22 protein-coding genes are annotated in these 26,236 nt (G+C 67.2%); 11 read left to right on the top strand and 11 right to left on the bottom strand.

Annotation, left to right across the window (positions count from 1 at the left end; genetic code table 11):
* Positions 1-16 precede the first annotated feature (16 nt).
* From C563_RS0110510 to C563_RS0110500, 3 genes are all read left to right on the top strand, one after another.
* Entirely contained in the window at positions 17-1,033 is a 1,017-nt protein-coding gene (locus C563_RS0110510; protein ID WP_018762011.1) for a hypothetical protein, read from the top strand.
* Between the two features lie 96 nt (positions 1,034-1,129).
* Positions 1,130-2,167 (top strand): AAA family ATPase, encoded by a 1,038-nt coding sequence (locus tag C563_RS0110505; protein ID WP_018762010.1) that lies wholly within the window; start codon positions 1,130-1,132, stop codon positions 2,165-2,167.
* 419 nt (positions 2,168-2,586) lie between these two features.
* Positions 2,587-3,429, top strand: a complete 843-nt coding sequence (locus C563_RS0110500) for an esterase/lipase family protein (protein WP_018762009.1) — start codon at positions 2,587-2,589, stop codon at positions 3,427-3,429.
* Between the two features lie 93 nt (positions 3,430-3,522).
* Here the strand turns inward: C563_RS0110500 and C563_RS0110495 are convergent, their stop codons facing one another.
* Entirely contained in the window at positions 3,523-4,248 is a 726-nt protein-coding gene (locus C563_RS0110495) for a hemerythrin domain-containing protein (protein ID WP_018762008.1), read from the bottom strand.
* A gap of 128 nt (positions 4,249-4,376) precedes the next feature.
* Complete coding sequence (locus C563_RS0110490) at positions 4,377-5,966, bottom strand: alkaline phosphatase D family protein (RefSeq protein WP_018762007.1); 1,590 nt, start codon at positions 5,964-5,966, stop codon at positions 4,377-4,379.
* A 202-nt stretch (positions 5,967-6,168) separates the two neighbouring features.
* Here C563_RS0110490 and C563_RS22565 point away from each other — a divergent pair, with 202 nt between their 5' ends.
* The 3 genes from C563_RS22565 to C563_RS0110475 all read left to right on the top strand — a co-directional run bounded on the left by C563_RS22565 (position 6,169) and on the right by C563_RS0110475 (position 11,505).
* Positions 6,169-6,876, top strand: coding sequence for a hypothetical protein (locus C563_RS22565; protein ID WP_196803326.1), 708 nt, complete (start codon positions 6,169-6,171; stop codon positions 6,874-6,876).
* A gap of 109 nt (positions 6,877-6,985) precedes the next feature.
* A complete protein-coding gene (mgtA, locus tag C563_RS0110480; protein ID WP_018762005.1) occupies positions 6,986-9,733 on the top strand; it encodes a magnesium-translocating P-type ATPase in 2,748 nt (915 codons plus the stop codon).
* Between the two features lie 95 nt (positions 9,734-9,828).
* On the top strand, positions 9,829-11,505 hold the full coding sequence (locus C563_RS0110475; RefSeq protein ID WP_026264653.1) for a GAF domain-containing sensor histidine kinase: 1,677 nt from the start codon (positions 9,829-9,831) through the stop codon (positions 11,503-11,505).
* A gap of 27 nt (positions 11,506-11,532) precedes the next feature.
* Here C563_RS0110475 and C563_RS0110470 read toward each other — a convergent pair whose 3' ends face one another.
* Positions 11,533-12,216, bottom strand: a complete 684-nt coding sequence (locus C563_RS0110470) for a response regulator (RefSeq protein ID WP_026264651.1) — start codon at positions 12,214-12,216, stop codon at positions 11,533-11,535.
* Positions 12,217-12,469: 253 nt separating this feature from the next.
* Between C563_RS0110470 and C563_RS0110465 the strand changes: the two genes are divergently transcribed.
* On the top strand, positions 12,470-13,174 hold the full coding sequence (locus tag C563_RS0110465) for a hypothetical protein (protein WP_018762002.1): 705 nt from the start codon (positions 12,470-12,472) through the stop codon (positions 13,172-13,174).
* 59 nt (positions 13,175-13,233) lie between these two features.
* On the opposite strand, the gene C563_RS0110460 is transcribed toward C563_RS0110465, so the two are convergent.
* On the bottom strand, positions 13,234-14,499 hold the full coding sequence (locus C563_RS0110460; RefSeq protein ID WP_018762001.1) for a flavin-containing monooxygenase: 1,266 nt from the start codon (positions 14,497-14,499) through the stop codon (positions 13,234-13,236).
* 2 nt (positions 14,500-14,501) lie between these two features.
* On the bottom strand, positions 14,502-14,903 hold the full coding sequence (locus C563_RS0110455; RefSeq protein ID WP_018762000.1) for a TfoX/Sxy family protein: 402 nt from the start codon (positions 14,901-14,903) through the stop codon (positions 14,502-14,504).
* A gap of 353 nt (positions 14,904-15,256) precedes the next feature.
* Between C563_RS0110455 and C563_RS0110450 the strand changes: the two genes are divergently transcribed.
* A complete protein-coding gene (locus tag C563_RS0110450; protein ID WP_009372930.1) occupies positions 15,257-15,460 on the top strand; it encodes a cold-shock protein in 204 nt (67 codons plus the stop codon).
* A gap of 205 nt (positions 15,461-15,665) precedes the next feature.
* Here the strand turns inward: C563_RS0110450 and C563_RS0110445 are convergent, their stop codons facing one another.
* A complete protein-coding gene (locus C563_RS0110445; RefSeq protein WP_018761999.1) occupies positions 15,666-16,100 on the bottom strand; it encodes a YdeI/OmpD-associated family protein in 435 nt (144 codons plus the stop codon).
* Positions 16,101-16,234: 134 nt separating this feature from the next.
* Complete coding sequence (locus C563_RS0110440; protein WP_051083482.1) at positions 16,235-17,416, bottom strand: MFS transporter; 1,182 nt, start codon at positions 17,414-17,416, stop codon at positions 16,235-16,237.
* 471 nt (positions 17,417-17,887) lie between these two features.
* Here C563_RS0110440 and C563_RS0110435 point away from each other — a divergent pair, with 471 nt between their 5' ends.
* Entirely contained in the window at positions 17,888-18,841 is a 954-nt protein-coding gene (locus C563_RS0110435; RefSeq protein WP_018761997.1) for a plastocyanin/azurin family copper-binding protein, read from the top strand.
* Between the two features lie 190 nt (positions 18,842-19,031).
* Complete coding sequence (locus C563_RS0110430) at positions 19,032-19,856, top strand: SDR family NAD(P)-dependent oxidoreductase (protein WP_043424016.1); 825 nt, start codon at positions 19,032-19,034, stop codon at positions 19,854-19,856.
* A gap of 22 nt (positions 19,857-19,878) precedes the next feature.
* On the opposite strand, the gene C563_RS0110425 is transcribed toward C563_RS0110430, so the two are convergent.
* From C563_RS0110425 to C563_RS0110410, 4 genes are all read right to left on the bottom strand, one after another.
* Positions 19,879-20,358: a hypothetical protein gene (locus tag C563_RS0110425; RefSeq protein WP_331271250.1), complete on the bottom strand. Its 480-nt coding sequence runs from the start codon at positions 20,356-20,358 to the stop codon at positions 19,879-19,881.
* A gap of 582 nt (positions 20,359-20,940) precedes the next feature.
* Positions 20,941-22,659 (bottom strand): phospholipase C, encoded by a 1,719-nt coding sequence (locus C563_RS21070; RefSeq protein ID WP_018761994.1) that lies wholly within the window; start codon positions 22,657-22,659, stop codon positions 20,941-20,943.
* A 61-nt stretch (positions 22,660-22,720) separates the two neighbouring features.
* Entirely contained in the window at positions 22,721-23,740 is a 1,020-nt protein-coding gene (locus tag C563_RS0110415) for a DUF6454 family protein (protein WP_018761993.1), read from the bottom strand.
* A gap of 139 nt (positions 23,741-23,879) precedes the next feature.
* The gene (locus C563_RS0110410; protein ID WP_018761992.1) at positions 23,880-25,292 is read right to left on the bottom strand and encodes an aminotransferase-like domain-containing protein; all 1,413 of its coding nucleotides are present in this window, start codon (positions 25,290-25,292) and stop codon (positions 23,880-23,882) included.
* Between the two features lie 52 nt (positions 25,293-25,344).
* On the opposite strand from C563_RS0110410, the gene C563_RS0110405 reads away from it, so the two are divergent.
* Entirely contained in the window at positions 25,345-26,220 is an 876-nt protein-coding gene (locus C563_RS0110405; protein ID WP_018761991.1) for a DMT family transporter, read from the top strand.
* Positions 26,221-26,236: the final 16 nt, after the last annotated feature.

Below are 26,236 nucleotides of genomic sequence, written 5' to 3'. Positions count from 1 at the left end.
CTCGGTGAGGAGGATCATGGTCCTCGTGGGGTTGACGTACCGCAAGCGCGTTCGAGGTGTTGCCGCAATCGCTGCGGCCCTCCTGGTGGCCGCCGCCGCGGGCTGCACCGGTGCCCCGGAACCTCCTGGCCCGCCCGGCGGCACCGCGGGCCCCGCGGCGGATGTCCGGATCGCCGCCGTCGGGGACATGAACCCCGAGGGGAACGCGGACCCGGACAGCAGGTCTGGCCGGAACGGTGCGGCCATCTCCCGGCTGGTTAAGGGCAATGAGATCGATGCGTTCCTCGGGCTCGGCGACTTCCAGTACGACACCGCCTACTGCCGGGACTACGTGGACTACTGGACGCAGCTGTGGGGCGGCACGATGCCCAAGCTGTACTGGGTGTCCGCCCCCAACCACGACTGGCAACCGGGCCGCAACGAAGACCTTGATGATTTCATGAACGGCCAGTGCCCGGGCTCGGACGCGAAAGCGGCCATCAACGAGGAAAGGGGCTTCATTCCCAACGAAAAACCGTATTCAAAGGACTTTGGGAACTGGCACTTCGCATTCCTGCCCTCCGGGCTGTGGCGGTACGACAAGGCAGCGGCTTCCGCCGCGACAACATGGCTGGACACTGACCTCGGTGCCGCCAGGGCAGCAGGCAAACACCTTGCGGTGGTCTACCACGAGCCCTACTTCACGTCGGACACGGACGAACATGAGCGGGCCGCAAACCATAAGCCCTGGATCAACGTGATGTGGAAGCACCGGGTCCGGCTGACCCTGTCGGCCTCACAACACAACTACGAGCGGTCCTGCCCCGTGGATAATGCGGATACGTGCGTCGATGACGGCATGACAGCCTTCCAGGTTTCAACGGGAGGCCGCACCCTCCGCCCGTTCACCAGCAGCCCAAAATACATCGCCAAGCGGTTCAGCGACACCCACGGGTTTCTCCGGCTGACGCTGCACGGTGACGGTTCGTTCGACTGGACCTTCGTCCCGACCACAGGGCAGAGCACGGACACAGGTTCGCGGTCGGCACCCTGATCTGTCCGCCAGACAGAACCCCGCGCGTGCTCCCCATCCTCCAGCGCACCCATGACCCATCCGCCCTGGTGGCGAATCGAGGTCTACAGTGGAGGCATGGCTCTCAGCCGCAACCCGCTCGATGACCTGCGTGAAACCATCGGCCACCTCGCCGATCAACTCAAGCTGCCCGGTTCGGAACGCGTCGACGACCTCGTCGGCGACCTCATGGGTGCCAGGCCCGGGCCGGCGCGGCCGCTGTCCGAGCTGCAAGCCGAGCTCGATGCGCTGGTGGGACTGGAAACCGTCAAGGAACAGGTGCGTGCCCTGGTCGCACTGCTCCAGGTCCAGGCGCGCCGCAAGGCGCACGGCCTGCCGGAAGTGGCCACCTCACAGCACCTGGTGTTCCTCGGAAACCCCGGTACGGGCAAAACCACCGTGGCGCGGCTCCTGGCCGAGATGTACCGGGCGGTGGGCCTGCTGCAGAAGGGCCACCTGGTCGAGGTGGACCGTTCGGGCCTGGTGGGGCAATACGTCGGCCAGACCGCGATCAAGACGGACCGGGTGATCCGGCGCGCACTGGACGGCGTCCTGTTCATCGACGAGGCCTATGCGCTGGCCCCGGAGGACGGCCGGATGGACTTCGGCCCGGAAGCCATCGAGGTCCTGCTCAAACGCATGGAGGACCACCGCCACCGCCTGGTGGTGATCGTGGCCGGGTACCCGCGGCTGATGGAGGCTTTCCTGCTCTCCAACCCCGGACTCCGCTCCCGGTTCGCCCGCGAGATCACGTTCCCGGACTACTCCGTGGACGCGCTCCTGGCCATCTTCAGCCAGATGCTGGCCCAGCACGAGTACATCCTGGAGCCGGACGCGGACCAGATGCTGCGCCGCATCTTCACCGGGCTCCACGCCGGCGAAGACTCCGGCAACGCACGGTTCGCCCGCACGCTGTTCGAGCAAGCGCTCAACAGGCAGGCGCTGCGGCTCTCCCTCGACAAGGACCAAAGCCTCGACGCGCTCGACCGGGAGGCCGTCATGACGCTCACCGCTGACGACCTCGTCCAGGCCGCGATGGCGTTGGGCGAGGAGCCGGAACCGGAACCGACGCCGCCACCCGAGCAGCCTCGCTGGAAGCGCTGGCTGCTGGCCTGACGCTGTCTACGCCCCGCCTGGATCCCGGCCGCCCTGAATCCGCCAGCCCTCGAGATCGCCGGAGCGGTGCGAGCCCGCCGGAACGTTCCGGCGAGTTCGCACCGCTCCGGCGACCCGGACACCGCTCCGGCGATCTCGGCGCGAGCCGCAATACTGCACATTTGTGCAAACGCCGCTGGGAGCCCGTCCACGCCGCGATAAGACCAAAAATGGCTACTCACCAGTAACAATACCTGTGCCGTGGGTCACATCAGGTGTACATGGCCGCGCTGCAGGAACGGGATTTTGGCCGCACGTCCGTGCAGTTCCGCTGCGCAGGGAAGGCATCGCTGCAAGCATGGAAAACCTCGGCCTGGCCTCATGGATCCCCAAAACCATGAGGCCCGGCGCCCCGCAGACTGACGAACAAAGAGGTTTCCATGTCACTCCTAACCCGGGCCCTGTCCGTTGCAGCAGCCGCTGTCCTTGCGTCCTCCCTGGTGGCAGTCCCTGCCCAGGCCGTTGATGTCTCCCCGCCGGGCGCCAACGACTGGACCTGCAAGCCATCTGCAGAGCATCCCTATCCGGTCATCCTTGTTCCCGGCACGTTCGAGAGCATGGAGAAGAACTGGTCCACCATGTCGCCCTACCTCAAGAGCCAGGGCTACTGCGTCTTCGCCCTCAACTACGGCGCCACCAACGGTGTTTACGCCACCGCTCCGGTCAAGGATTCCGCCAAGGAACTCGCCCCGTTCGTGGACTCTGTCCGCTCCGCCACCGGCGCCAAGCAGGTGGACCTGGTGGGCCACAGCCAGGGCGGCATGATGCCCCGTTACTACATGGGGTTCCTCGGCGGCGCCAAGTACGTCCACCAGCTCGTCGGCATCGCCCCGTCCAACCACGGCACCAAAGGCGTGATCCTGCCGCCGCCGGACCTGGTTCCCACTCCCGACTACACGGCCGCCGGCTGCGCCGCCTGCGCCGACCAGCAGGCAGGCTCGCCGTTCATGCAGGAACTCAACTCCGTCGGCGACACCGTGGCCGGTCCCGCCTACACGGTCATCTCCACCACCCACGACGAGGTGGTCATCCCGTACAACAGCCAATTCCTGAATGGGAGTGCGCGGCAGGTCACCAACATCACCATCCAGAACAAGTGCCCGGCGGACGTCTTCGAACACGATCAAACGCCCAATGATCCCGTGGTTCACCAGCTCGTGGGCAACGCCCTGGGCCAGCCGTCCGGCCCGGCGGACCCGGCGTTCCAGCCCGTCTGCCTCTAGCCCCTGAAGCAACGCCTAACCCCTGACAGCAATAACGACGGCGGGCGGCCGGCACCCACGCCGGCCGCCCGCCGTCGTACCCGGCCAAGAGGCCTAGAGCGTTGGGGGAATGGGCCGTCCCGGAAACAGCGCGGCATACTGTTTCCGGTACATCCGCCGCCCAACCAGCTTGTAGGCAAGCCGGACGGGTGCGGGGATTTCCTTGAACAGTTCAACCTGGTCTTCCCGCGGATTCGTCGCAAGCACCATGCCGAGGTACCCCACCAGGAATTTCTTGTCGAGTTCCTGGATCCCGTGCTGGCCGACCGCGGCAGCTTCCTTCTCTGTCATCACCCTGTCCGCAACAGGCATCATCTCCGTGACCTCGCGGCGCAGATGGACATTGAGGACTCCGGACAGGTCTTCATAGCGGGCCGCGAGTTCCGCGCCGGACTCCTCATCCGCCGTCTGCATCCAGCGCAGCCGGACCGGCTCTATGGCCTGCAGCCTCTGCGTGACCTGCCTGTGCTGCTCGAGCATCTGCCCCACATGAAGTGCGCATGCCGGTGCCCGCTCCTTCAGTTGCGGGTACATCAGGAGGTCTTCGCCTTCGTGGTGGATATGCAGTACCTTGTCGAAGTTGCCCAGCACTTCGCCCACGTAGGATGCCCGGGCAGTGTCGCCGGGGGCGGCGGAGCGCACCAGTCCCGGTGCCTCGCCGTAGGCCCAGAGGAAGAAGCGGTGGATGCGGCGCATGGCGGCCGTCCCGGTGCACAGCACCGGTCCGGGCGGCAGCGGAGCTGCGGTCTCGCCGGGCTGCATGGTGAAGAAGTCGGTCATGTGCGTGGCCCTTTCCAGTCTCGCGAGACTAAGGACCTCTCCCCGCGAGCATCGTAGCCCCGCGCCCCGGCGCACACAATGCGCACCGCAACGGGCTTCCGGGCGGCGGCGGCGTAATTTGGGACCCGTCAGGCCCGCGCCTGCAACCCGGGAACGCCGTCGCGGATTTCGAAGGAGGCTTTCGTGGACACCGGTGCGCCGGGCGTGGTCACGTGGTCCAACACCCGGAAGTCCGCGGTGATCGCGTCCCTGGTGATGCGGGTGGCCACGTAGCCGCGGTTGTCGTTGTAGAACTTCAGGTGCGGGTTCCAGGCCATGGTGGCATCCGTGGTGGAGCCGGTGCCGTCACCGGTGGAGGTGATCGAGGTGCACACCAGTTCCGAGCCCACCACGGGGGAGGCGGGGTCCTTGTAGTCCACTTTGACGTCGTTGGCCCAGTTGCGGTGCACATCGCCCGTCAGCACCACGGCGTTGCGGACGTTCGCGTCCACCCACCCCTGGGTGATGCGGCGGCGGGAGGCGGCGTACCCGTCCCAGCCGTCCATGGAAACGTCGTCGATGTCCGGGGCCTTGTTCCGGTCGCGCTCCGCGAAGAAGACCTGCTGGCCCAGGATGTCCCAGCGCTGGGTGGAGCTGCGGAACCCGTCCAGCAGCCACTTTTCCTGCTCGGCGCCGGTGATGGTCCGGTCCTCGGCAAGCCGTTCGGCCACATTCTTCTGCCAGCCGTCGCCTGCCAGCTGGTCGTCCCGGTACTGCCTGGTGTCCATCATGTGGAAGTTGGCGAGCTGGCCCCACTGGACCCTGCGGTAGATCTTCATATCCGGTCCGGCCGGCAGCGAGGACGGGCGCAGCGGCATGTTCTCGTAGTACGCCTGGAACGCGGCGGCCCGGCGCTGGCGGAAATGCTCCACGCTGTCATTGAGCTGGCCGGCGTCCTTGTTCTCCGGAACGTCGTCCGCCCAGTTGTTGTCCACCTCGTGGTCATCCCAGACCACCAGCCACGGCGCGGCGGCATGCGCAGCCTGGAGGTCGCCGTCGGCCTTGTACTGCGCGTGCCGCTGGCGGTAGCTTGCCAGCGAGACCGTCTCCGGGCCCTCGTGGTCGCGCGGGTTGCCGCCGCCGATCACGTAGCTGTCCTTTTTGTACTCGTACAGGTAGTCGCCCAGGTGCAGCACCAGGTCCGGGTGGTCCTCCGCCAGGCGCCGGTACGCGGTGAAGTAGCCGTGCTCGTACTGCGCGCAGCTGGCGAACGCCATGGCCAGCGCCGCGGGGGTCTCGTGCAGGGCGGGGCTGGTGAGGGTCCGTCCCACCGGGCTGACGTGCTTGCCGGTGCGGAACCGGTAGAAGTATTCGCGGCCCGGCTTCAGGCCCCGCAACTCCACGTGCACCGAGTGTGCGGTCTCGATCCTGGCCTGCTCCACGCCGCGGGCCACCACGCTGCGCATGCCTGCGTCCTCGGCAACTTCCCATTGCACGGCCACCGGCCGGGACGGCATGCCGCCCAGCCCGTCCTCCGCTACCGGGTTGACGGCCAGCCGGGTCCACAGGACGAAGCCGTCCGGCCAGGGCTCGCCCGACGCGATGCCGAGCATGAAGGGATCGGTGCGGAGTCCGGCGTCGTCCGCGGTGGAAACGGCGACGGCGGCACCCGGCAATGCGGCGACCAGGCCGGCCCCGAGGCCGGCGGAGATAAGGGATCTGCGGGAAATGGTGTCCATGGCTCCCACCGTATTTCCAGCCCTTGTACAGGATTTTAGGAGTATATGAATGGCTGGTTAACGGCATGACAAGAAATGACAGCTAGTTCGGGAGGATCTCGGAAGGAGCCGCCGGACTTTAGTCCCTGTTCTGGAGTAACCCCCTGGAGTACCGTCAACAGTGGATCCTGCGACTGCGGGAACCGCGTTAGTAGGGGGCATCATGGCCAAGGCCGGGCTTTCGGTTCTCAGTGTTTTGGGGCTTAGCGCCACGATCATGCTGACAGGGTGCTTTGGCCCGCCGGCCCCGTCCCCCAGCACCAGTTCCGCGGCACCAAGTACGACGACGGCCCCCACCCCGAGTGCCACGGCAAGCCCTTCCGCCGCGCCAACCTCCACAGCCGCCACCACAACGCCCGCCACGACGGCAGCCGCGCCGGGCACCACCGCCGCCGCGCCGCCCTCGTCGGCCCCTGCCAGCCCGACGGCTACGCAGGAACCCAGCCCAACCGGCCTCCCGGAGCAGGTGGGCCCGCTGACCATCTACTACGTGGCCGTCGATGACAACGGTGTGTCCGGTCCCAAGATCGGCTGCGGCGACAGCCTGGTGGCCACCACCACCGGGCCGGTCCGCTTCACGGACCAGGTGGGCCCCAGCGTTGGGACCCTGCTCGCGAACAAGAGCCGGGACGTGGGCCTGTCCGGACTGATCAACGCGCTGTACCAGTCGAACCTGACGTACGTGGCCGGTGAGCTGGACGGCAGCACCATCACCATCTGGCTGACCGGGCAGTTCATGCTGGGCGGCGTGTGCGACATCCCGCGGGCGAAGGCCCAACTGGAGTACACCGCCATGGCCGCCTCCGGTGCCACCAGCGCGCAAGTGTTCGTCAACGGCCGCCCCATCGATGAGGTCCTCAGCCTAAAGTAGCGCCGTCAGTCCCGACCGCTTAAAGGCATAGGAGCACGTGCAGCGCCACTGTCGGCCCGGCGTCGTACTCTTGGATCCATCCACTACTCAAGTGTGCGAACGGACCCAGATGCCAGAGCTGAACGTGCAGGAGCGGACATCCCTCCTGCTGCCCATTACCGAGGCAGCGGGCCTGACGACGGACCAGGCACTCGCACGGCTGGGATCCGGTCCGGGTGGGCTCACCGGCGAGGAAGCGGAACGGCGCCTGGCGGAGATCGGGCCCAACGCCGTCCGCACCCACCGGGCCAACGGGTGGGCCGTGCTGGGCCGCCAGTTCGCCAGCCCCATCCTGATCCTGCTGCTCATCACCGCCGGGCTGTCCCTCTTCCTGGGGGACGCCACCAACTCGATCGTCATCGGCGTGATCCTCCTGGTCAGCGTGGGACTCGGATTCACCAACGAGTTCCGGGCCGAGCGCGCGTCCGAGGCCCTGCACGACCGCGTCACCCACCGTGCCGTGGTGCTCCGCGACGGAGCCACCACGGAAGTGGACGTCACCGCGCTGGTGCCCGGCGACGTCGTCCATCTCTCCCTGGGTGCCATCATCCCGGCGGACATCCGCCTCCTGGCCACCGGCAACCTCCTCTGCGACGAAAGCATCCTGACGGGGGAGTCCCTGCCCGCCGCCAAGGACCCCGCCGCCGTGCAGGCCGGCGCGGCGCTGGCGGACCTCTCTTCCTGCGCGTTCATGGGCACCGTCATCCAGTCCGGCAACTGCACCGGCGTGGTGGTGGCCACCGGCGGCCGGGCCGAATTCGGCCGGATCGCCCTGGGCCTGGGCGAACGGCAGCCGCAAACTGAATTCCAGCTGGGCCTCAAACGGTTCTCCTTCCTGCTGCTCCAGGTGGCCATCGGACTCACCACGCTCATCTTCATCGCCAACCTGCTGCTGCAGCGGCCGCTGATCGAATCGCTGCTGTTCTCCCTGGCCATCGCGGTGGGCATCACTCCGCAGCTGCTCCCCGCCGTCGTCAGCACCTCCCTGGCCACCGGCACCCGCCAGCTCGCGAAGCGGAAGGTCCTGGTCAAGCGGCTGGTGTGCATCGAGGACCTCGGGGACATGGACATCCTGGTCACGGACAAAACCGGCACCCTCACCGAAGGGAAAATCAGCTTCACCGCTGCCCTCCCGGCCAAGGCGGAGCTGCCCGGCGACGCCCTGCTCACCCTGGGCCTGCTAGCCACCGAGGCGGACTACACCGAGGCGAAGCTCACCTCCGCCGGGCAAAACCCGCTGGACGCCGCCCTCTGGGACAGCCCGGGCGCCTCCGGGTTCGACCCCGGCCGTTACGAGCGGCTGGACATGATCGGCTTCGACCACCAGCGCCGCCGCACCACCGTGCTGGTGCGGGAAGCCGGCGGGCCGCCGCAACTGGTCACCAAGGGCGCCCCCGAGGACGTCCTCGCCCTGTGCGGCCCGGTCGCGCCGGCCGTGCAGGCCCTGCTGGATGAACAGTTCGACGCCGGATCCAGGGTGGTGGCCGTCGCCACCCGCCCGGCCGACGGACCGGGCACGCTCACCGCGGCCGATGAACGCGGCCTCACCCTGGCGGGTTTCCTGGTATTCCTGGACCGGCCCAAGGCCAATGCCCGGCAATCGCTGGACCGGCTGGAGGAACTGGGCATCTCGGTCAAGATCGCCACGGGTGACAACGCCAAGGTGGCCGAGAAAGTCTGCGCCGACTTGGACGTCATCTCGGGTGGCACACTCACCGGGGCGGATATCGACGCCCTGTCCGACGCCGACCTTGCCGCCTCCGCCCGGACGGCCACCATCTTCGCCCGGGTATCGCCCGAACAAAAAGCCCGCATCATCGCCTTGCTGCGCCAAAGCGGCGGCTCCGTCGGGTTCATGGGCGACGGCGTCAACGACGCCCTCGCCCTGCACAAGGCGGACATCGGCATCTCCGTGGACAGTGCCACGGACGTCGCCAAGGACGCGGCCGACGTCGTCCTCCTGGACAAGGACCTCGGCGTCCTGGCCGAAGGGGTGATGGAGGGACGGCGGATCTTCGCGAACACCATCAAGTACGTCCTGATGGGCACCTCCAGCAACTTCGGCAACATGTTCAGCGCCGCCGTCGCGTCCGTGGTGCTGAGCTTCCTGCCCATGCTCCCCGGCCAGATCCTGCTCAACAACCTGCTGTATGACAGCGGCCAGCTGGCCATCCCGGGCGACCGCGTGGACAAAGAACAGCTCCGCGCCCCCTCGCACTGGAACATCGCCTTCATCCGCCGGTTCATGTTCCTCTTCGGGCCCATCAGTTCGCTGTTCGACTTCGCCACGTTTGCCCTGATGCTGTTCGTGTTCGATGCCGTACCGGGGGAGTTCCGGGCCGGCTGGTTCATCGAGTCCATCGCCACCCAGACACTGATCATCTTCGCCATCCGCACCCGGCGCGTGCCGTTCGTGCGGAGCCGGCCGTCCGCCGGGCTGATCACGGCGTCCCTGGGCGTGGTGGCGTTGGGCATCCTCCTGCCCCTCTCGCCGCTGCAGGGCGTGCTCGGGTTCGATCCCCTTCCCGTCCCGTTCTTCCTTGCACTGCTGGGCATGATCGTGCTGTACCTGGTGCTGGTGGAGATCGCCAAGGCGTGGTTCTTCGCCCGCGCCGCCCAGCAGGTGCCAACTGTCCCGGTCCGGCGCCGGGCGGACACCCACCACATCGCCCGCCGCGCCTTCCGCTTCAGCATCCCCGTCAAAATGCCCCCCTTCACTCCGAGTCCCGGGGGACTCCGGCGTCCCGGGAAGCGGCGGACGGAGCGGATCCGATCCGCCTCGCCAGAACAGGGAACGATGCGGCGCTCCGGGGGCTAACATGGCTGGAAAAGGGATTTTAAGCTGTCGCATATGGATTCAGGCGATGAAGCCCGCCATGGATCATGCTGATCATTTGACCGAGGTGTCTCACAGTGTGGCGTGAACCTATCAGGCGACGGACCCGCGAACTTCTCCGCGAGTTCGTGGACAGGGCGGACGAGCTGGTACGGACGCAGGAGCATGTCGAGGGGCTGCTGGGGGCCGTGGTGTCCCTTGCGGAGGACCTCAGCCTCGAAGCGGTCCTTGACCGGGTAGTGCAGTCGGCGTGCGAACTCGTCGGCGCGCGGTACGGGGCGCTGGGCGTCATCGGCGACGACCAGCAGCTCAGCCACTTCATCACCGTCGGCATCGACGACGACGGCATCCGCGTCATTGGTGAGCTCCCCACCGGCCACGGGGTCCTTGGGCAGCTGATCCGCGAACCGAAGCCTTTGCGGCTCCATGACCTGGGCGAGCATCCGATGGCTGTTGGCTTCCCGGCCAACCACCCGCCCATGAAGACCTTCCTGGGTGTCCCGGTCCGGGTGCGGGACACCGTCTTTGGGAATCTGTACCTGACCGAGAAGATCGACGGCCAGGATTTCACTGCCGAGGATGAAGACCTGGCGGTCGCGCTCGCCTCTGCGGCAGGTGTGGCGATCCAGAATGCGCGGTTGTACGAGGACAGCAGCAGCCGCCAACGGTGGCTCGAAGCAGGGATCGAGGTCAGCGACCGGTTAAAGGCCAACCCGCGCTCCGACACCGAGAATTTGGAGATGATCGCGGAAGGGTCAATGCACGCCTCCGCCTCCGCGTTGGCCCTTATTGCATCGGTTGCGGGGGACGGAAGCCTCAGATGCCGGACCTCCCTGGGGGTGCAATCGATACCCGCAGGGCAGGAACTCCCGCCCGCAGCAGTCTTCAGCCAGGTCCTCTCGTCCAGGCAATCGAAGTCCTTCACCGATCCCCGGAAGGTATTCGACCCGGAATCGGCAGAAAAACTCGGCCCTGTCCTGGTGGCGGCCCTGGGCAGCGACACGGACGGCCAGCGTGACACGGTGCTCATCCTGGCCAGGGCTGCCGGCGGAGCACGCTACACAGACCTGGATCTTGAACAAAGCGCAGTGTTCGCTTCCCGGATCGGGCTGACGCTTGAACTGTTGAAGGCCAATCAGCTGCGGGAAGAACACGCATTGTTCATCGACCGTGAGCGGATTGCGGCGGACCTGCACGACCTCGTCATCCAGCGGCTGTTCGCGGCCGGACTCAGCATCCAAAGCCTGCGCCGCTACACCTCTGACCCGGATGCCCATGAACGCCGTATTGCCGGCATCACCGCAGAGCTTGACGACTGCATCCACCAGCTCCGCGACACCATTTACTCGCTCCAGGCCAGGCAACCCGACCGGGAACTGCTCAGCGGGCGGGTCCTGCGCGCCGTCCTGGAAGCCGCCAACGCCGCCGGATTCCTGCCGAGAGTCCAGCTCTCCGGACCCATCGACCTGGTGGGGGATGAGGTTGCCGAGCAACTCCTGCCCGTGCTGACCGAAAGCGTCAGCAACGCGGTGCGCCATTCCGGCTCCGAGGATATCCATGTGTTGTTGGCGGCGCAGGACGGCGAAGTCGTCCTCACCGTGCGCGACCACGGGAACGGGTTCGACCATCCTGAGAGGGTCAGCGGGTTGGAGAACATGAAGACCCGTGCCTCACGCCTTGGCGGTACCTGCGTCGTTGACAGCGCGCCCGGAAAGGGCACCAGCGTGGTCTGGACGGTGCCCGTGGTGGTGTGAAGGCCGCCGTGTGCGGGTGTGCGGACGTCAGGACACCACCTCCCAGGCCCTGGGGATAGGGGCCGGGATCAATGGGCTCCGGCGCCGGAAACCCAGCTTCTGCAGGACAGAGGACACGCTGCCGATGACGGCATCGTCGGGCAGCCGCAGCTCTTGCCCGATCTGCCCATTGGTCAACCCCCTCGCCATGAAGGCGAGCACGTTCCGTTCCACGTCAGTGAGACTCTTCAGCCACGGTGCGTGGGACGCGGCGTACAGGCTTTCGGCTACCCTCTCCCTGATATCGGTGGTGAACAAGGTGTCGCCTTCGGTGGCCCGCCGGATGCGGCTCAGCAGTTCCTTGTGGTCCTTTACCTGTTTGAGGAGGTAACCGGAGGCGCCTGCCAGAACCGTGGCGCGCGCCGCATGCTGTTCGTCCCAGCCGGTCAGGATCAGGGATTTCACCGCCGGGGCTGTCGCGCGGAGGTCCCGGCAGACCTCTATCCCGGTACCGTCCGGCAGCCGGTCGTCCAAGACAGCCAGGTCCGGGCTCAGGCTGGGGATGAGGCGGCATGCCTCCGCGGCTGAACCACTTTCTCCTGCCACGGCGAAGCCATCGTTTTCGAGCAGGTCCCGAAGGCCCCGGCGCACCGGTTCGTGGTCGTTGAGGATGAAGATCCGGGCGGACCCGGGGGACCGGAACACATCCCGGGGTGCTGCGGGTGATTCCATCTGTATGCTCTCGTCGGGTCGTGGCCCTTCCCGGCCGCCGGTCTGACTCAGCCGCCCCTGGTGGAAGGAACCTCAATTATCATCCCGCAGCATCGTCCCCAGCTGGCAGGGTCCAAAGTCCGTAGCCAGTTTCTACATGGATCGACAGGGCGGGAAGCGGAGGGCTTTGTGCCCTGTTTCGGCCAATGCGGCCGCCCTAGCCTGAGATGAGCAGCGCGGTGCCACGCCGCCTGCCTGACCCGGGAGGCGCACGGTGAAATCGACAAATGCAAGCATCATCGCAGGCATCGTCCTCATCGCGTTGGGTGGGTTGCTGCTGCTGGACCGGCTTGGCGTCACGGACAGCGGGGCCTTTGTGGCACCACTGATATTCGCGGCGGTGGGGGGCCTGTTCGCTTCCCTGTTCGTGCGACGCCGGGAAAACTGGTGGGCGGCCATCCCGGGCTCGGTCTTCCTTGGGCTGGCGGCCGTCATCGTCGCGACCCAACTGACGGACGGTGCCTGGGGCGCGGCCTTCCTGTTCGTCTTCATGGGCGGTGGATTCGCGGCCGTTTACCTGCGGGAGCGCGCCAACTGGTGGGCCCTGATCCCGTCCGGAGTCATGTTCACCCTGGCGGCCATCGTGGCCCTTCCGCAGGCGATGCAGGGCACCCCCACCGCCGCCGTGCTCTTCCTCGGCCTGGCAGCCACGTTTGGTTTGCTGTCCCTGGTTCCGGTCCATGCAGCGGGCCCTGCCGGCAACCAGGCGGAACGGATGAAGTGGCCGCTGGTCCCGGCCGGAATCCTCGCGGCCATGGGCGCAATCTTCATCCTCCAGTCCGCGGCGGTGCTCATCCCGTTGGACTTCGCGTTCCCGGCGGTCATGATCCTGGCAGGGCTCGCCTTGATGGTCTACGCCTACCTCGCCCACCGCGACGGACGGCAGAAGGCGCACGGTCCCGGCCCCACGGCAGGATAAGGCTCAGCCGGCCGCTCCATCCGGAGCGGTGGCCAGTTCAAGCAAGGTCGTGGATCCGGTCAGCCCCGCGCTGCCAAGCGTTCAGTCACGTATTCGGCGTCCGGGCCCACCCCCACCAACGTGGCGGAAATATGCCGGGTAAGCCAGGGAAGCCCGACGGCGTACAGGCCCGGGTGCTCCGTCACGCCTTTGCTGTGGCGCGGGTAGTTCCACTCGTCCAGGAGGGGAAGGTCCAGCATGCTGAAGTCCAGCCCATACCCGGTGGACCAGATGATGGAGGTAATTCCTTCCTCCCGGAGGTCCAGGCGGGAACCCGGCCCGTCCGGCTGCCAGCTGTCCGGTTCCGCCGGCTCGGCCTCGGGGGCGTCGATCCCCGCGGCGTCGATGTAGGCGTCAAAGAGCTTCTTGAACCGCTGGCCGAACCCCGCCTCCGCGGCAGCCAGGCGCTGGGCGAGGTCGTCAGTGAAGACGGGGACACCGTCGTCGACCCTCTCGAACCGGCCGTGCAGCCGGACCCCGCGCCGGCCCAGTCCGCGCAGCCGGACGCTGTGCCCGCCCCCGGTGCCGGACAGCAGCGGGTTGCACAGGAACCGCCCGGCGGGGGAGGGCAACTGGTCCACCAGCAGCGCGTTGATGCCGAAGTCGGGGCCATGGACGTTTACCTCCCAGATCCAGTGGAAGATGTCCTGGCCGCGGTAACGGCGCGGTGCCTCCGGGCAGGACGACACGGACAGGTGCACGTTCCGGCCGGCGTCGAGCAGGTCCTCCGTGATCTGGCCGCCGGACTGCCCCGTCCCCACCACCAGGACGGCCCCGGGCGGCAGTTGGTCCGGGTTGCGGTAGTCATGGCTGTGCAGTTGCAGGACCTGCGGGGAGATGCCGACGGCGGCGGCAGGGATCCGCGGGCGCTGGAACGCGCCGCTGGCGAGCACCACATTCCGGGCCGTCCAGGTGCCCTGGCCTGTCAGGACGTCGAAGCCGCCTTCCGTCGGGGTGATCCGGGTAACCCCGGTGTCCAGTTCCACCGGGGCCTGGATGTCCCTGGCGTAGCCGCGGAAGAACCCGATGATGGCGTCCTTGGTCAGGAACCCGTCCGGGTCAGGCCCTGCATAGGGGGACCCCGGCAGGGCGACGGAGAAGTTCGGCGTGTTCAGGTAGAAGGAATCCCACCGGTCCTGCCAGGCGCCGCCGAGGGCGGGCCGCTGTTCCAGGATGCGGTGTTCCACGCCGCGCTGCGCCAGCCAGTAGCTGGTGGCCAGGCCCGCCTGGCCCGCACCCACCACCAAGGTGTTGGTGTCCTGCCGGGGAACTGCGGAGGCGGACACGGCTACCGCGCCGCTGTCCCGCGGCCGCTGGTCCGGGGCGTCCTGGATTTGGGTTCCTTAGGCGGCAGGGTGGCCACGTAGTCCAGGGCTTTCCCGGCCCAGGCACGCGCCCGCGTGTCGTCGCCGTCGCCCTCTTCGTTCCAGACTTCAGGCAGCCCGGTGTAGCCGCCCATGGGCCGCTCCGCGGGCCCGAACGGAACTGTCCGCTCGGAGGACTCCAACAGTTCCTTGTCCTCGCGGGAGAGCTTCAGCCCGATGGTGGAGCCGAACAAGCCCGCAAACATGTTGCCGTTGACGAACGCGCCAAGGTTGCCGAACATCGGCTTCACCACCACGCCCGGATGGTCCGGCACAAGGCGCCGGAAGCGTTCCTTTTCTTCCTCCGTCGCTTTGGGCATTTCCATGGCGTGACCTCCCTGTGGCAGCGTGGTTGTCCGCGGATATGGATGCAGGATATGCCTGTTTGGAACACTGGTCGAGGGGCGGCTGCCCACCGTTTCGGCGGCCCATTCGTCGGGGGACACTCCGGCAAGAGTCCGGTCCCGGATGACGGCGCACGGCGGCGGCCCCGGCTTAATTAGGCGTGGGCCGAATCTCCTGTAGTGTTGAACCTGTTGTTGTGTTTATGCAGTTGGTAGTTCAGGCAGTACGCGCGGTCGAAAGTCCGTGTTCTTCTGAAGTAGCGGTTTTTGAACACCCCACACCGGAGGGCCCGAAAGTCGGGATTTTCCCTCCACCTTCACGAAGGACAAAAATAATGGCTACTGGTACCGTCAAATGGTTTAACGCTGAAAAGGGCTTCGGCTTCATCTCCCCGGACGACTCCTCGCAGGATGTTTTCGCGCACTACTCCGCGATCAACTCCAACGGCTTCCGCTCCCTCGAAGAGAACCAGAAGGTTTCCTTCGACACCGAGCAGGGCCCCAAGGGTCCCCAGGCCACCAACATCCAGGCTCTCTAATTTCTTAGGGTTCCGGGACCGTTAGGTTTCCAAGCAGGGCTTGCCGTCACCGGCAAGCCCTGCTTTGTGTTAACCCGGGTGTGCGAACTCCCTGTGCCTTCTGCGGCTCACCGGCCGCCAGTGCGGTCCGGGACGCCCCGCCGCCAGTGCCGCCCAGGCTGGCGGATGCGCCCGGTCCGCCGTTCCGTGGCCGGGCAGCGGTGGGCTATCCGAGTTCGGCGAGGACCGCGGCGATCCTGCGGGAGCGCGTTTCCTCGGTGCGCGCGCCGGTCACCGCGAGCACATGGCGCCGCTGGTTGCTGTAGGAGAGGGACTGGAAGCGTTCCGCCGCGGCTGTATCCGCAGCGAGGGCGGCGGCAAGGTCCTCAGGAACATCCACCGAGCGCGGCTTGTCGTCCGCAGAGAGCTCCACTGTGACTTCATCGCCGGCCTTGATGCTGGCGAGCTTGCGGATCTCCGAGCTCACCGGGACCTTGGGCTCGCCCTTCATGGTGGCCACCGTGCTCGGGTAAGTAACCCCGTTGATCGTGACCTGGACAGGGAAACGCTTGCCTCCGCCGAGGGCGGCGACGACGTCGTCGGGGACGCGGATTCCGGTGGCGGTGGCGCCGTCGAGCTGGAGGATGGTCGTGAACTTCATGGCTGGCTCCTGTCAGGCTTGCGGGCAGGGAATGCTGCTGGAACCAAGTTCAGCATGGAGCACGCCGCCATGGCCATCAATATCCACGCTTTTCAAGAATTGGGAGCCGCCGGGCCGGCACCCGGCCATGCGGCTTACGGTGCTCCCCCGCGACGCGACGATTCCCGTGGACCTGCCGGGTAGCCGCCCTTGCCGCTCGCTGCAATGATGGCCAGGGCCGCGGCCACCGGGATGGCGGCGGCGTACGGCACCAGGCCGGCACCGAACGCAGTGAACGCAAGGCCGCCGTAGGAGGCGCCGACGGCGATGCCCAGTTGGATGGTGACCACCGTCAGGCTGTTGGCGGCGTCCCGGTGCTCGCCTCCCGCGCGGAGGATCGCTGCCTGGTTGTAGATGCCGATGGCGCCAAACGCTATTCCCCACAGTGACAGCAGGACCATGGCTCCGGGCCAGGTGGCGCCCAGCAACGGGAGCAGGCCGAAGACCGCCAGCAGTCCGGCCACCGTGACGAGAAGGGAGCGCCGTGGCCTGGAATCGGTGGTGACGCCCGCGATCCAGATTCCCACCAGGCTGGCCACTCCGATGACGGACAGCGAAATGCTGACCGCGCCGGCCGGCAGTCCGGAGGCCAGCAGGAACGGCGCGATGTAGGTGAACAGCGTGAAGTGCGCCAGGACCAGGAGCGGCCATGCAACGGCAACGGCAACCACTCCGCGCACGGCAAGGGCCGCACGCAGCGACGGCCGTGCTTCCCGCCCGGAATCCGTGGCCGCCGGCAGCAGGTACATGGCGAGCAACGCGAGGAGTGCCGCGATTCCGGCCAGGGCCAGGAATGAGCTGCGCCATGACAGCACGGCACCCATCATGGTGCCCAGCGGCGCACCGACGGCCAAGGCAATGCTGTTGCCGCTGAACACGATGGCCATGGCCTTGCCCACGGAATGCGCCGGCACGATTCTCGATACGTAGGGCGCCATGCTGGACCACAGGAGCCCGTGGGCCACCCCGCCCAGGAGCCTGGCAGCAATGGCCAGCGGCAGCGTGGGGCTGGCCGCGAGCAGCACGTTGCTCAGGCCAAACGCCAGGATCGTGGCGATCAGCAGCGTCTTCCGGGGGATGCGACCGGCGAGCAGCCGCGAGAGCGGGAGCGCCGTGAACACGATGACGGCAGCGTAAACCGCTGTCAGTGCGCCCACGGCTGATTCCTGGACGCCAAGGTCACGGCTGATTTCCGGCAAGAGGCCCGAGGGCAGCAGCTCGGTGGTGACCGCGGTGAAGCCTGCCGCGGACAGCACAAGAAGCCCCGCGCGGGGGATCCTCGCGGGGCGCCCCGGAACGGGGACACCCGCCGGTCCGGTGGCCGGTTCCGATGCCGGGCCTGCGGACGATTCGGTCCGCAACTCGTTGTCTTCCTTGGGGACTGCCACGCCTACAACCCAACCAGCTAATGCGGCAGCGATGGGAGTCCCTGCTGGAACCCCCATCCGCCGAAGGTTTCCCTTCTCGACAAAGTTCGGTTGAAGGAGCAATCTAAAAGGTGCGGGCCTCTGCCGCGTGGCAAGCTGCGGCGGCGGCGCGTGGACAAACCATATTCAACCTCTGCGACACCAGTTGGGGTGGTGCATGTCCGGCGTGTTGATGCGCCGGAACCGGGTCCCGTGCTCCCCAGCCCGGGCGTCCGGCACCTTTTACTCCGAAATCAGTGGCCTGTTTGGCCCGTGGGTTGAGTTGAACCGGCCACCGCTGCATCGGCCTTTCGGCCGAATACCGTTCAAGAGAGCGTTGCCATGAAGCAAAACCGGGGAAACACCACAAGATTCAACAAACTCGCACTAATTGTCGCCTTCGCCGTGGCGCTGCTGGCCTCACTGGCCGCTGCCGGTCCGGCATCGGCCAGCGGCTGGGGCCATCGGACCTGGCAGGTCCAAGTGGGCTCCGAGTCCCGTGACCAGGAAATCCAGGGAATGTCCTTCCTCCCTTCGGAGATCTTCATCAATGAGCATGACACCATCGACTGGGCGGCAAACGCCGCCGAGATCCACACGGTGACATTCCTGGCGGCCGGCCAGTCGCTGCAGCCGTTCAATCCGTTCAACGAGGATGAACTTCTCAAGCGCGGAGGGGACAGCTACGACGGGCACTCGTACTACAACTCAGGCCTCCTTTCGAACGTGGAGGTGCCGGGGTTCCCTGTCACGACGAGCTACAGCCTGACCTTCCCGCGGGAGGGCGACTTCACCTACTACTGCCTGGTCCACGGCGAGATGATGAAGGGGACCGTCCACGTCCGCGAGCAGGGCACGGATTATCCTTACAGCCAAGCGGACTACAACAAGGCATCACGGGCCCAGGCGCGGGCCATCCTTCGGGACGGGCACCAGCTTGACGCCTCGCTGGCCGAACAAGCCAGCAACCACAGGGTCCTGGCAGGCGGTGACGACGGCGTTGCAATGGTCATGCGCTTCGTCCGGCCCAGCGTGACGGTGCATGTCGGCGAAACAGTGGTGTTCGCCAACACCGGCATGGGAGCACCCCACACGGTCACCTTCGGCACCGAACCGGCGAATGTCTTTGCGCCGTCGGGTACGCCGTCCAACTTCACCGGTGGCGACCTCAACTCCGGCATCATTCCGCCGGGCGGGGAGTTCTCGGTGACCTTCAAGACGGCAGGCACGTTCAAGTACATCTGCGCACTCCATGACTTCATGGGCATGGTGGGCCAGGTGCGGGTGGTCGACTGACACCATTGAACGACATCAACTGACGGATGCGCTGGCCCGGCCGAAGCGGAGGCTTCGGCCGGGCCAGCCGCGTTTCAGGCCGTGTGGGAAGTCCCGCCACCTGCAGTCCGGGGAACACCTGGCGTCCCGCCGTCGTTGTTTCCCTTGGTGTGCCCTCCCGGTGCGCCGCCCGCCGACCGAAGGACACCCCTTGACTCCTCGCACCATCGTGATCACCGGCGCCAGCGACGGCATCGGCGCGGCAGCCGCCAGGACGCTGGCCAAGGCAGGGGAGCGGGTGGTCGTCGTCGGCCGGTCTGCGGAGAAGACCCGCGCCCTGGCTGCTGAGATCGGCGCGGACCACCACCTCGCCGACTTCGCCGACCTGGCCCAGGTCCGCGCGCTGGCCGACACCCTGCGCTCCACCTATCCGCGCATCGACGTCCTGGCGAACAACGCCGGCGGCATGATGGGCAAGCGCACGCTCACCGTGGACGGCAACGAGCTGACGTTCCAGGTCAACCACCTGGCGCCGTTCCTGCTCACCACCTCCCTGATGGACACGCTGGCCGCCAGCCACGCGAAGATCATCAACACCGCCAGCGCCGCGAACTTCTCCGGCAAGGTGGATTTGTTCGACCTCAACGCCGAGCACGGGTACCGCACCTTCCGTGCCTACGGCACCGGCAAGCTTGCCAACATCCTCTTCACGTCCGAGCTGCACCGCCGCTTCCACGACCAGGGAATCACGACGGCGGCCTTCCACCCGGGCGTGGTCCGCACCAACTTCGCGGCGGGTTCCAGCAGCCCGTTCCGGCATTTGTACAAGAGCGTGGCCAACCGCTTCATGCTCAGCCCGGACCAGGGTGCCGACACCATGCTGTGGCTGATCAACGGGACGGCCGGCACCGACTGGATCTCCGGGGCCTACTACGCCAAGCGAGCCCTGGCCAAAGCCAACCGCCAGGCGTATGACGCCGATCTGGCACGGGGGCTGTGGGAGAAGAGCGAGGAGCTGGTCAAAGCCGCCGCCTGACCCGCGGCTCGGGCCGTGGGGCCTACTCGCATCCCACGCCGTCGTGGTCCGCGTCCAGTCCATAGATGTCGCGGCCGATAACCTGCACCGGGCCCCGCACGTACGCAGGTCCGTTGCCGCTTCCGCCGGCACAATCGACGTCAGAGGCGATGGGAACGCATCCTGAATAGTTGGGATCGCAGCCGGGGTTTGTTCCGGGAACGGCGGGGGCCGGCGGTGCAGCTGCCTTCGCAGCTGTTGCCGCAGCGGCCGCCGCAGCGGCCGCCGCAGCTTGGGCTGCGGCGGCCTGCGCGGCCTGCGCGTCGGCGGCCCGCTGGGCAGCTGCGGCCGCATCGGCAGCGGCTTTGTCTGCGGCAGCCTTGTCAGCTGCGGCTTTGTCAGCTGCCGCCTTCTCCGCAGCGGCTTTATCGGCAGCGGCTTTGTCGGCTGCCGCCTTTGCCGACGCTGCGGCGGCCGCAAGCTTCTCCGTCAAGCGCTTGGACTGGGTGGCTTCGAGCCACACCAACCGGCCCGATTCGTCCTTGGTGCAAACATAAGTAGTGCCGCCTGAGGTCTGCTGCTCCGTGACAGAACTGCAAGACGTGCCGGCAATGGGTGTTGCCGTAGGGGTTGCAGTGGCGGATTCTGTGACCGGCCCAGCGGCGGCTGTCAGGGAGGTGCTGGATCCGCCGCAGCCCGCCAGCACAATAGTGACTGCAGCGGCAACCCCTGCAGCGAGCATCTTGTTCCGCCCCTTCCGCGGCAAGGCACCCCCATGCGTGCGGTCCCGTCGACTGCTCGATGGCATGGAAGAGTTGGGCGTTGCAGGCATGGTTCCCCCGAATGCTTGTGCTGGATGCGAATGCACGGCCAGCGTAGCGCTGCAAACTTTGGCACAGCGGATTAAGCGTTAATCTTGACGTTTTCCTTGGATAAAGCTGGAAATCACTCGCCTCGGGGACCGGAAATGTCGGACGACGCAGAAATGCGCCACTTATCAGCGCCCTGGCAGGTCATGGCCCCACGAAGACGGGTGCCATGTCCTGACCTTGGCTGATAAGTGACGCATTGCCGGCGCCGCGGACCTTTAGGCCTCGCGGGACGGTCAGTGGCCGGAGTTGTCCGCTCCGCCGCCCTGGACGTTGCCGTTGTGGCTGATGGAGGCCACGGCGCCGGACTGTTCGTCCAGCAGCACCTTGTCGTTGCGCTCGTGGTGGAAATTGAACATCGCGTCCACGGATCCTGCCGTCGCGTCGGCCGAGGAGTCACCGATCTGGCCGGTGTGCCAGTTGTCCTCGATGAACCGCAGGATGGAGGCCTGGTCCGTCTCGGTGTGGTCCACGAAGTTCTTCTTCGCGTACGGGGAGATGACCACCAGCGGCTGGCGGGGGCCGGGGCCGCACCGGTCGGCGTAGCCCCCTGCCACCGGCACACCGTTCGCTGCGGCATTCAAGCACCATGCGGCGTCGTCGGACCCGGTGGACGCGTTCTTCGGCTGGGCCGCGACGTGGTCGTACCAGCCGTCGGAGTCGTCATACGCGAGCACGACGGCGGTGTTGTCCCAGTTCTTGGACTGCTGGATCTGGTTGACGGTCTTGGTGATGAAGTTCTGTTCGTCCACCGGATCCGAGTACGCGGCATGGCCGTCCTGGAACTCGGAGGCCTTCAGGAAGGACACGGCAGGCATGTTGTCGCTGTCCACCACCTTGCTGAAGTCGGCGAGGTCGTACTGGTGGTTGGCCCGGCCGTTGTGCCCGATTTCCGCGTCCGAAGCGGGCGGAAGGTGGTGCGGGTTGGCGGTGGAGGCGTAGTACTGGAACGGCTGGTGGTGCGGGGAGTAGTCCACCACGGAGGCGCCGGCGGCGTTGGTGTGGGCGGCCAGGCACGAGGCGGGAGCGCTGCCGGTGGCCGCGGTGGTGGGGGCGAAGCCGCCCTGGAACCAGCCCCAGGATGTTCCCTGGGCGTTGAGCAGGTCGCCGATGTTCCGGCCGGTCATGCCGGCAAGGTTGTTGGCCTTGGCGTGGCTGCTGTTGGAGCAGTCGTCGTAGACAGGGTCGGGGTCGTTGATCACGGTGCCCACGCCGTTGGCGTCCGGCTGGCGGACGGCGCTGGTCCCGGCGGCCGGCGTGGCCACGGGTGCCCCGGCGGCGTTGTATTCCTTGGCGCCGTGGGTTTGGCCCGAGATCAGGTTGAGCGCGCCCGGAGTCGAGGGGCCGAAGACGGTGCTGAAGTGGTTGTCGCTCATCGCGTAGTTCTGGGCGTAGTTCCACATTCCGGTGACGGTGTTCCCGTCGTAGTAGTCCATGGTCAGGCCGGGGAGTCCGTACTGGTTGGTCCCGCACGCGTCACGGCTGGTGAACTGGACGAACTTGTCCATCGCCCCGCCGCTGTAGGCGTTCTGTTCGGCGTTGTAGCCGTGGTCCTGGTCGCATGTGACGGCCTGCATCGGGGACAGCCGCGAGGGCTGGACCGAATTGGGGTTCTTCGGTGCCAGCAGTCCTGCATTGGCCAGGGTGTTGATGTCCTTGGGCGTGTCCGTGGACGCGGTGAATTTGGCCGCCGGGGCACCGGAGCCCTGCTGGGTTTCGCCGGGGGTGTTGGCCGCGTTGGGGTAGGTGGCGAAGTAGTGGTCGAACGAAACGTTCTCCTGGAAGAGCACCACGACGTGCTTGATCGGCGTCGCCGTGTCGTTGTGGGTGCCGGCGCTCGCCGGGGCGGCGCCAAAGCCGACCAGTCCGGCCGTCAGGGCGGTGGCCGCCAGGGCGGCCGCACCGGTGGCGGCGGTGACGCTCTTCCTGGTGAATCTGGGTGCCGGATAAGGCATGGGGTATCCAATCATTCCTGGTGGGTGCACCGCCGCGGCCTGCGGCGGGTGCGGGAGAGTGCTACTTTGCGGGGGCGGCGTCGGCTTCGTAGGTGAGGATTTCGGTGCCGTTGCCCTCATCGCCGTTGTCCGGGGCCACCGTCATGGTCAGGTGCCCGCCGTTGGCGGTCATCTTGAACGGGTTGCGGGTGGCCACGTGCCCGGCGGTGGACCACTGCTGGAACGGGACCTCGCGGGTCACCTCATGGGACTTCAGGTCGATCATCGCCATGCCGCCCAGTTCGTAGGTGGCTGCGGTCCCGCCGGCCGGCGGGGTTTGCGGGAGGTTGGTGACTCCTGCGCAGAGCATCTCGGCGTTGGGGACGTACTGGCAGTCCTGGTAATCGATGAAGTAGTTCGGGTTTTCCCAGGTGGACACTTCCTTGCCCTGCAGGTCCCACTCCGCGAACCGCCGGGAGCCCCAGGTGTTCCCCACGAGGTGGCCGGTCTGTTTGTCCAGCACGATGCCGCCGAAGTGGTCCTTGACCTCGAACTGCTTGTGGACGTCCAGGGTTTCCGCATCAACCCCGTAGATGATGGCGCTGCTGTCCGGCCGGTATTGAGCTACCGGCACCCAGACGTTGGTGTCATCGAAATCGATGCCGCCCGGGTGGTACGTGTCGCCTTCGCCCAGGATGATGTCCTTCTGCAGGTTGCCTGCCTTGTCCATGACGAACAGGTGGCCGATGCCCTTGCCCGGTGTGCGGTCGTAGCCGTCCTGCGGGGCGGGGTACTTGACCGTGGGTTCGAGGATCTGGACGGCGGAGAGGAAGATGTGGTCCTGGCTGTAGGCGATTCCCTCGGTGTGGTACGTGGGGAAGTTCAGTTTCAGCTTGGACGTTTGCTGCCAGGCTGTGGTCCGGCTGACGGAGTCGAAGGCGTCCGCCAGGTCGGTGTTTGTTTCGTGGCGGGTCCCGGAAGCGGGGCTGCCGCCGTTGTTCCGGGTGTCCGCTTGTGCGGCCGCTGTACCGGCGGCCGCGCAGGCTGCAACGATCAGGGACGCGGCAAGAGTGAGGGCGCGCCGCGTGGGAGTGGAGCTCATGGGGCCTCTTAAGGTTGGGGTCTCAACAGGAGCTCTCAAGTTACTAATGGGTAATGAACCGGGCATGGCGCCCCGGTGAACTGCCGTTGTCACCGGACTGTCCGGTTGACGCGTTGCCGTCAGGAGGCCACGGAATGCCTCAGCGGTCCTGCCGGGCCAGCGCCTCGCCGATGACTCGTGCACCGTCCGGATACGCGCCCGGGTTGGGGCCGGAAAAGTTCAGCCTGATGAAGGCCCCGGCGGCCTCCGCGGGGAACCACTCGGTGCCGGCGGCGATGATGACGCCGGCATCTTCGCAGTCGCGCGCCAGCCGCGGGAGGTCCGTGCCATCGGGCAGGCGCACCCACAGGTTCAATCCGCCGCGGGGCAGGTTGTCGATGTGTGCTTGCGGGACGTGTTCGCCGATGCTGGTGGCCAGCAGGTCCCGGCGCGACTGGAGCTGCTGGCGGAGGCTGCGCAGGTGTGTCTGCCAGCCGGGCTGCGTGACCACATCCAGGGCTGCGGCCTGGAGGAACCCGCTGACGTACATGGATTCCGCCGCACGCTGGCCGAGGATGCGTTCCCGCACCGGACCCCGGGCAATAACTGCCGCGATGCGGATGGCAGTGGAGACGCTTTTGGTCAGCGACCGGATGTACACCACATGCCCGGAATCATCCCGGGTGGCCAGTGGCACGGGATCGGAGGTGATACCGAAGTCGTGCGCCCAGTCGTCCTCCACCAGGAACGCGCCGTGCCGGCGGGCCACGTCCAGGATTTCGCCGCCGCGTCCCGCCGCCCACTGCGTGCCGGTGGGGTTGGCGTAGTTGGGCTGCACATAGAAGGCACGGGCCCCGGTCTCGGCGAAGGCGCGGTCCACGTCCGCGGGGTCGGGTCCGTCCGGCCCGGTGGGGACCGGCACCAGGCGCACCCCGGTCTGCGCGGCGGCCAGGATGGCGCCCCAGTACGACGGCGATTCGATAAGCAGCGGCTGACCGGCCCCCACGAGGGCGCGGAAGATGGAGCTGAGGCCGCTCTGGCTGCCCGGCAGCACGATGACGTCATTGGGCGTAGGCGGGGTGACCCCTACCGGTGTGGCCTGCCCCAGCTCGCGGGCGAACCATTGCTGCAGCTCCGGCATGCCCGCGGCGGGCGGGCGCGACAACGCGGCATCCCCTCGGGCAGCACGGGCCAGGGCTGCCCGCACCAGCCGTTCGGGCAGCAGCTCCCGGTCCGGGTACCCCGAATGCAGCCAGATGGCATCGCCGGAAACGTTGCGCATGGTGCTCGACGACGACGGCAGCGGCGAGGACGGGGACCGCAGCGCTGCGGTCTGCCAGGCATAGTCGGACGGCCGGGCCGTCCTGACCGCGCGGACGAAAGTTCCCACACCGGGGCGGCTTTCAATCAGGTCCTGGGCGGCCAGGGCCTGCAGGGCTTTCTGCACCGTCACGGGGCTTGCCTGGTGTTCGGCCACCAGTTGCCGGGTGGACGGCAGCCGCGCACCGGGAGCCGCACTGCTGATCCACTGACGGAGTGCCGCCGTGATGCGCGAACTGCTATCGTTATTCATGAAAGAACATAGTAGCGCTACTATCCTTGAGCGCCCAGCGATACCGCTGGGAATGTCGGCCGGAGTGTGGTGGGGACTCCTCGGCGTGGCAGCGTTTTCCTTCACCGTGCCCTTCACCCGTGTGGCCGTTGCCGGGATCCCGCCACTGTTCATCGGCTCAGGCCGTGCCGTCGTCGCCGCACTCCTCGCCGCCGCAGCGCTTGCCGTGACCCGGCAGCGGCTGCCCCGGCGCGGCACCTGGCTGCGCCTTGCCCTCGTGGCCGGGGGCGTCGTCGCCGGCTTCCCGCTACTGACGTCCTACGCCCTCACCGCGGTTCCCGCAGGGCACGGTGCCGTGGTCATCGCCCTCCTGCCGGCGGCGACGGCGACGGCAGCCGTGCTTCGCACCGGCGAGCGGCCGGCCGCCGCCTTCTGGATGGTCATGGCGCTTGGCTCGCTGGCGGCGATCGCCTTCGCCTTCCTGCAGTCCGGGGGAGTGGGGCACCTGCAGTGGGCAGACCTGCTGCTGCTGGGTGCGGTGGCCTGCGCCGCCGTCGGATACGCCGAAGGGGGACTGCTGGCCCGCGAACTCGGATCGTGGCAAACCATCGCCTGGGCACTGGTCCTCGCCGCCCCGGCCATGCTGGTCCTGGCGGTTGCCTCCGTCCTCAGCCAGCCGCCGTCGGCCACGCCCGTCCAGTGGGCGGCCTTCGGCTACCTGGCAGTGGTCAGCATGTTCCTGGGATTCGTCGCCTGGTACCGCGGGCTGGCCATCGGGCCCATGGCGCAGGTCAGCCAGATCCAGCTGCTGCAGCCGGTCCTCAGCATTGGCTGGGCGGCACTGCTGCTGGGGGAGGCGCTCACCTGGACCACCCTCCTGGGCGCCCTTGCCGTCATCCTCTGCGCCGCCGCGGCCGTCCGCGTCCGCCTCAACCGTCCCGCCCGCTAGCCCGAAAAGGAGCGCC

The organism is Arthrobacter sp. 135MFCol5.1 (assembly GCF_000374865.1).
Taxonomy (GTDB): domain Bacteria; phylum Actinomycetota; class Actinomycetes; order Actinomycetales; family Micrococcaceae; genus Arthrobacter.
Note: the sequence above shows the minus strand (reverse complement) of the source record. Positions and strands in the feature narration are given on the sequence as shown.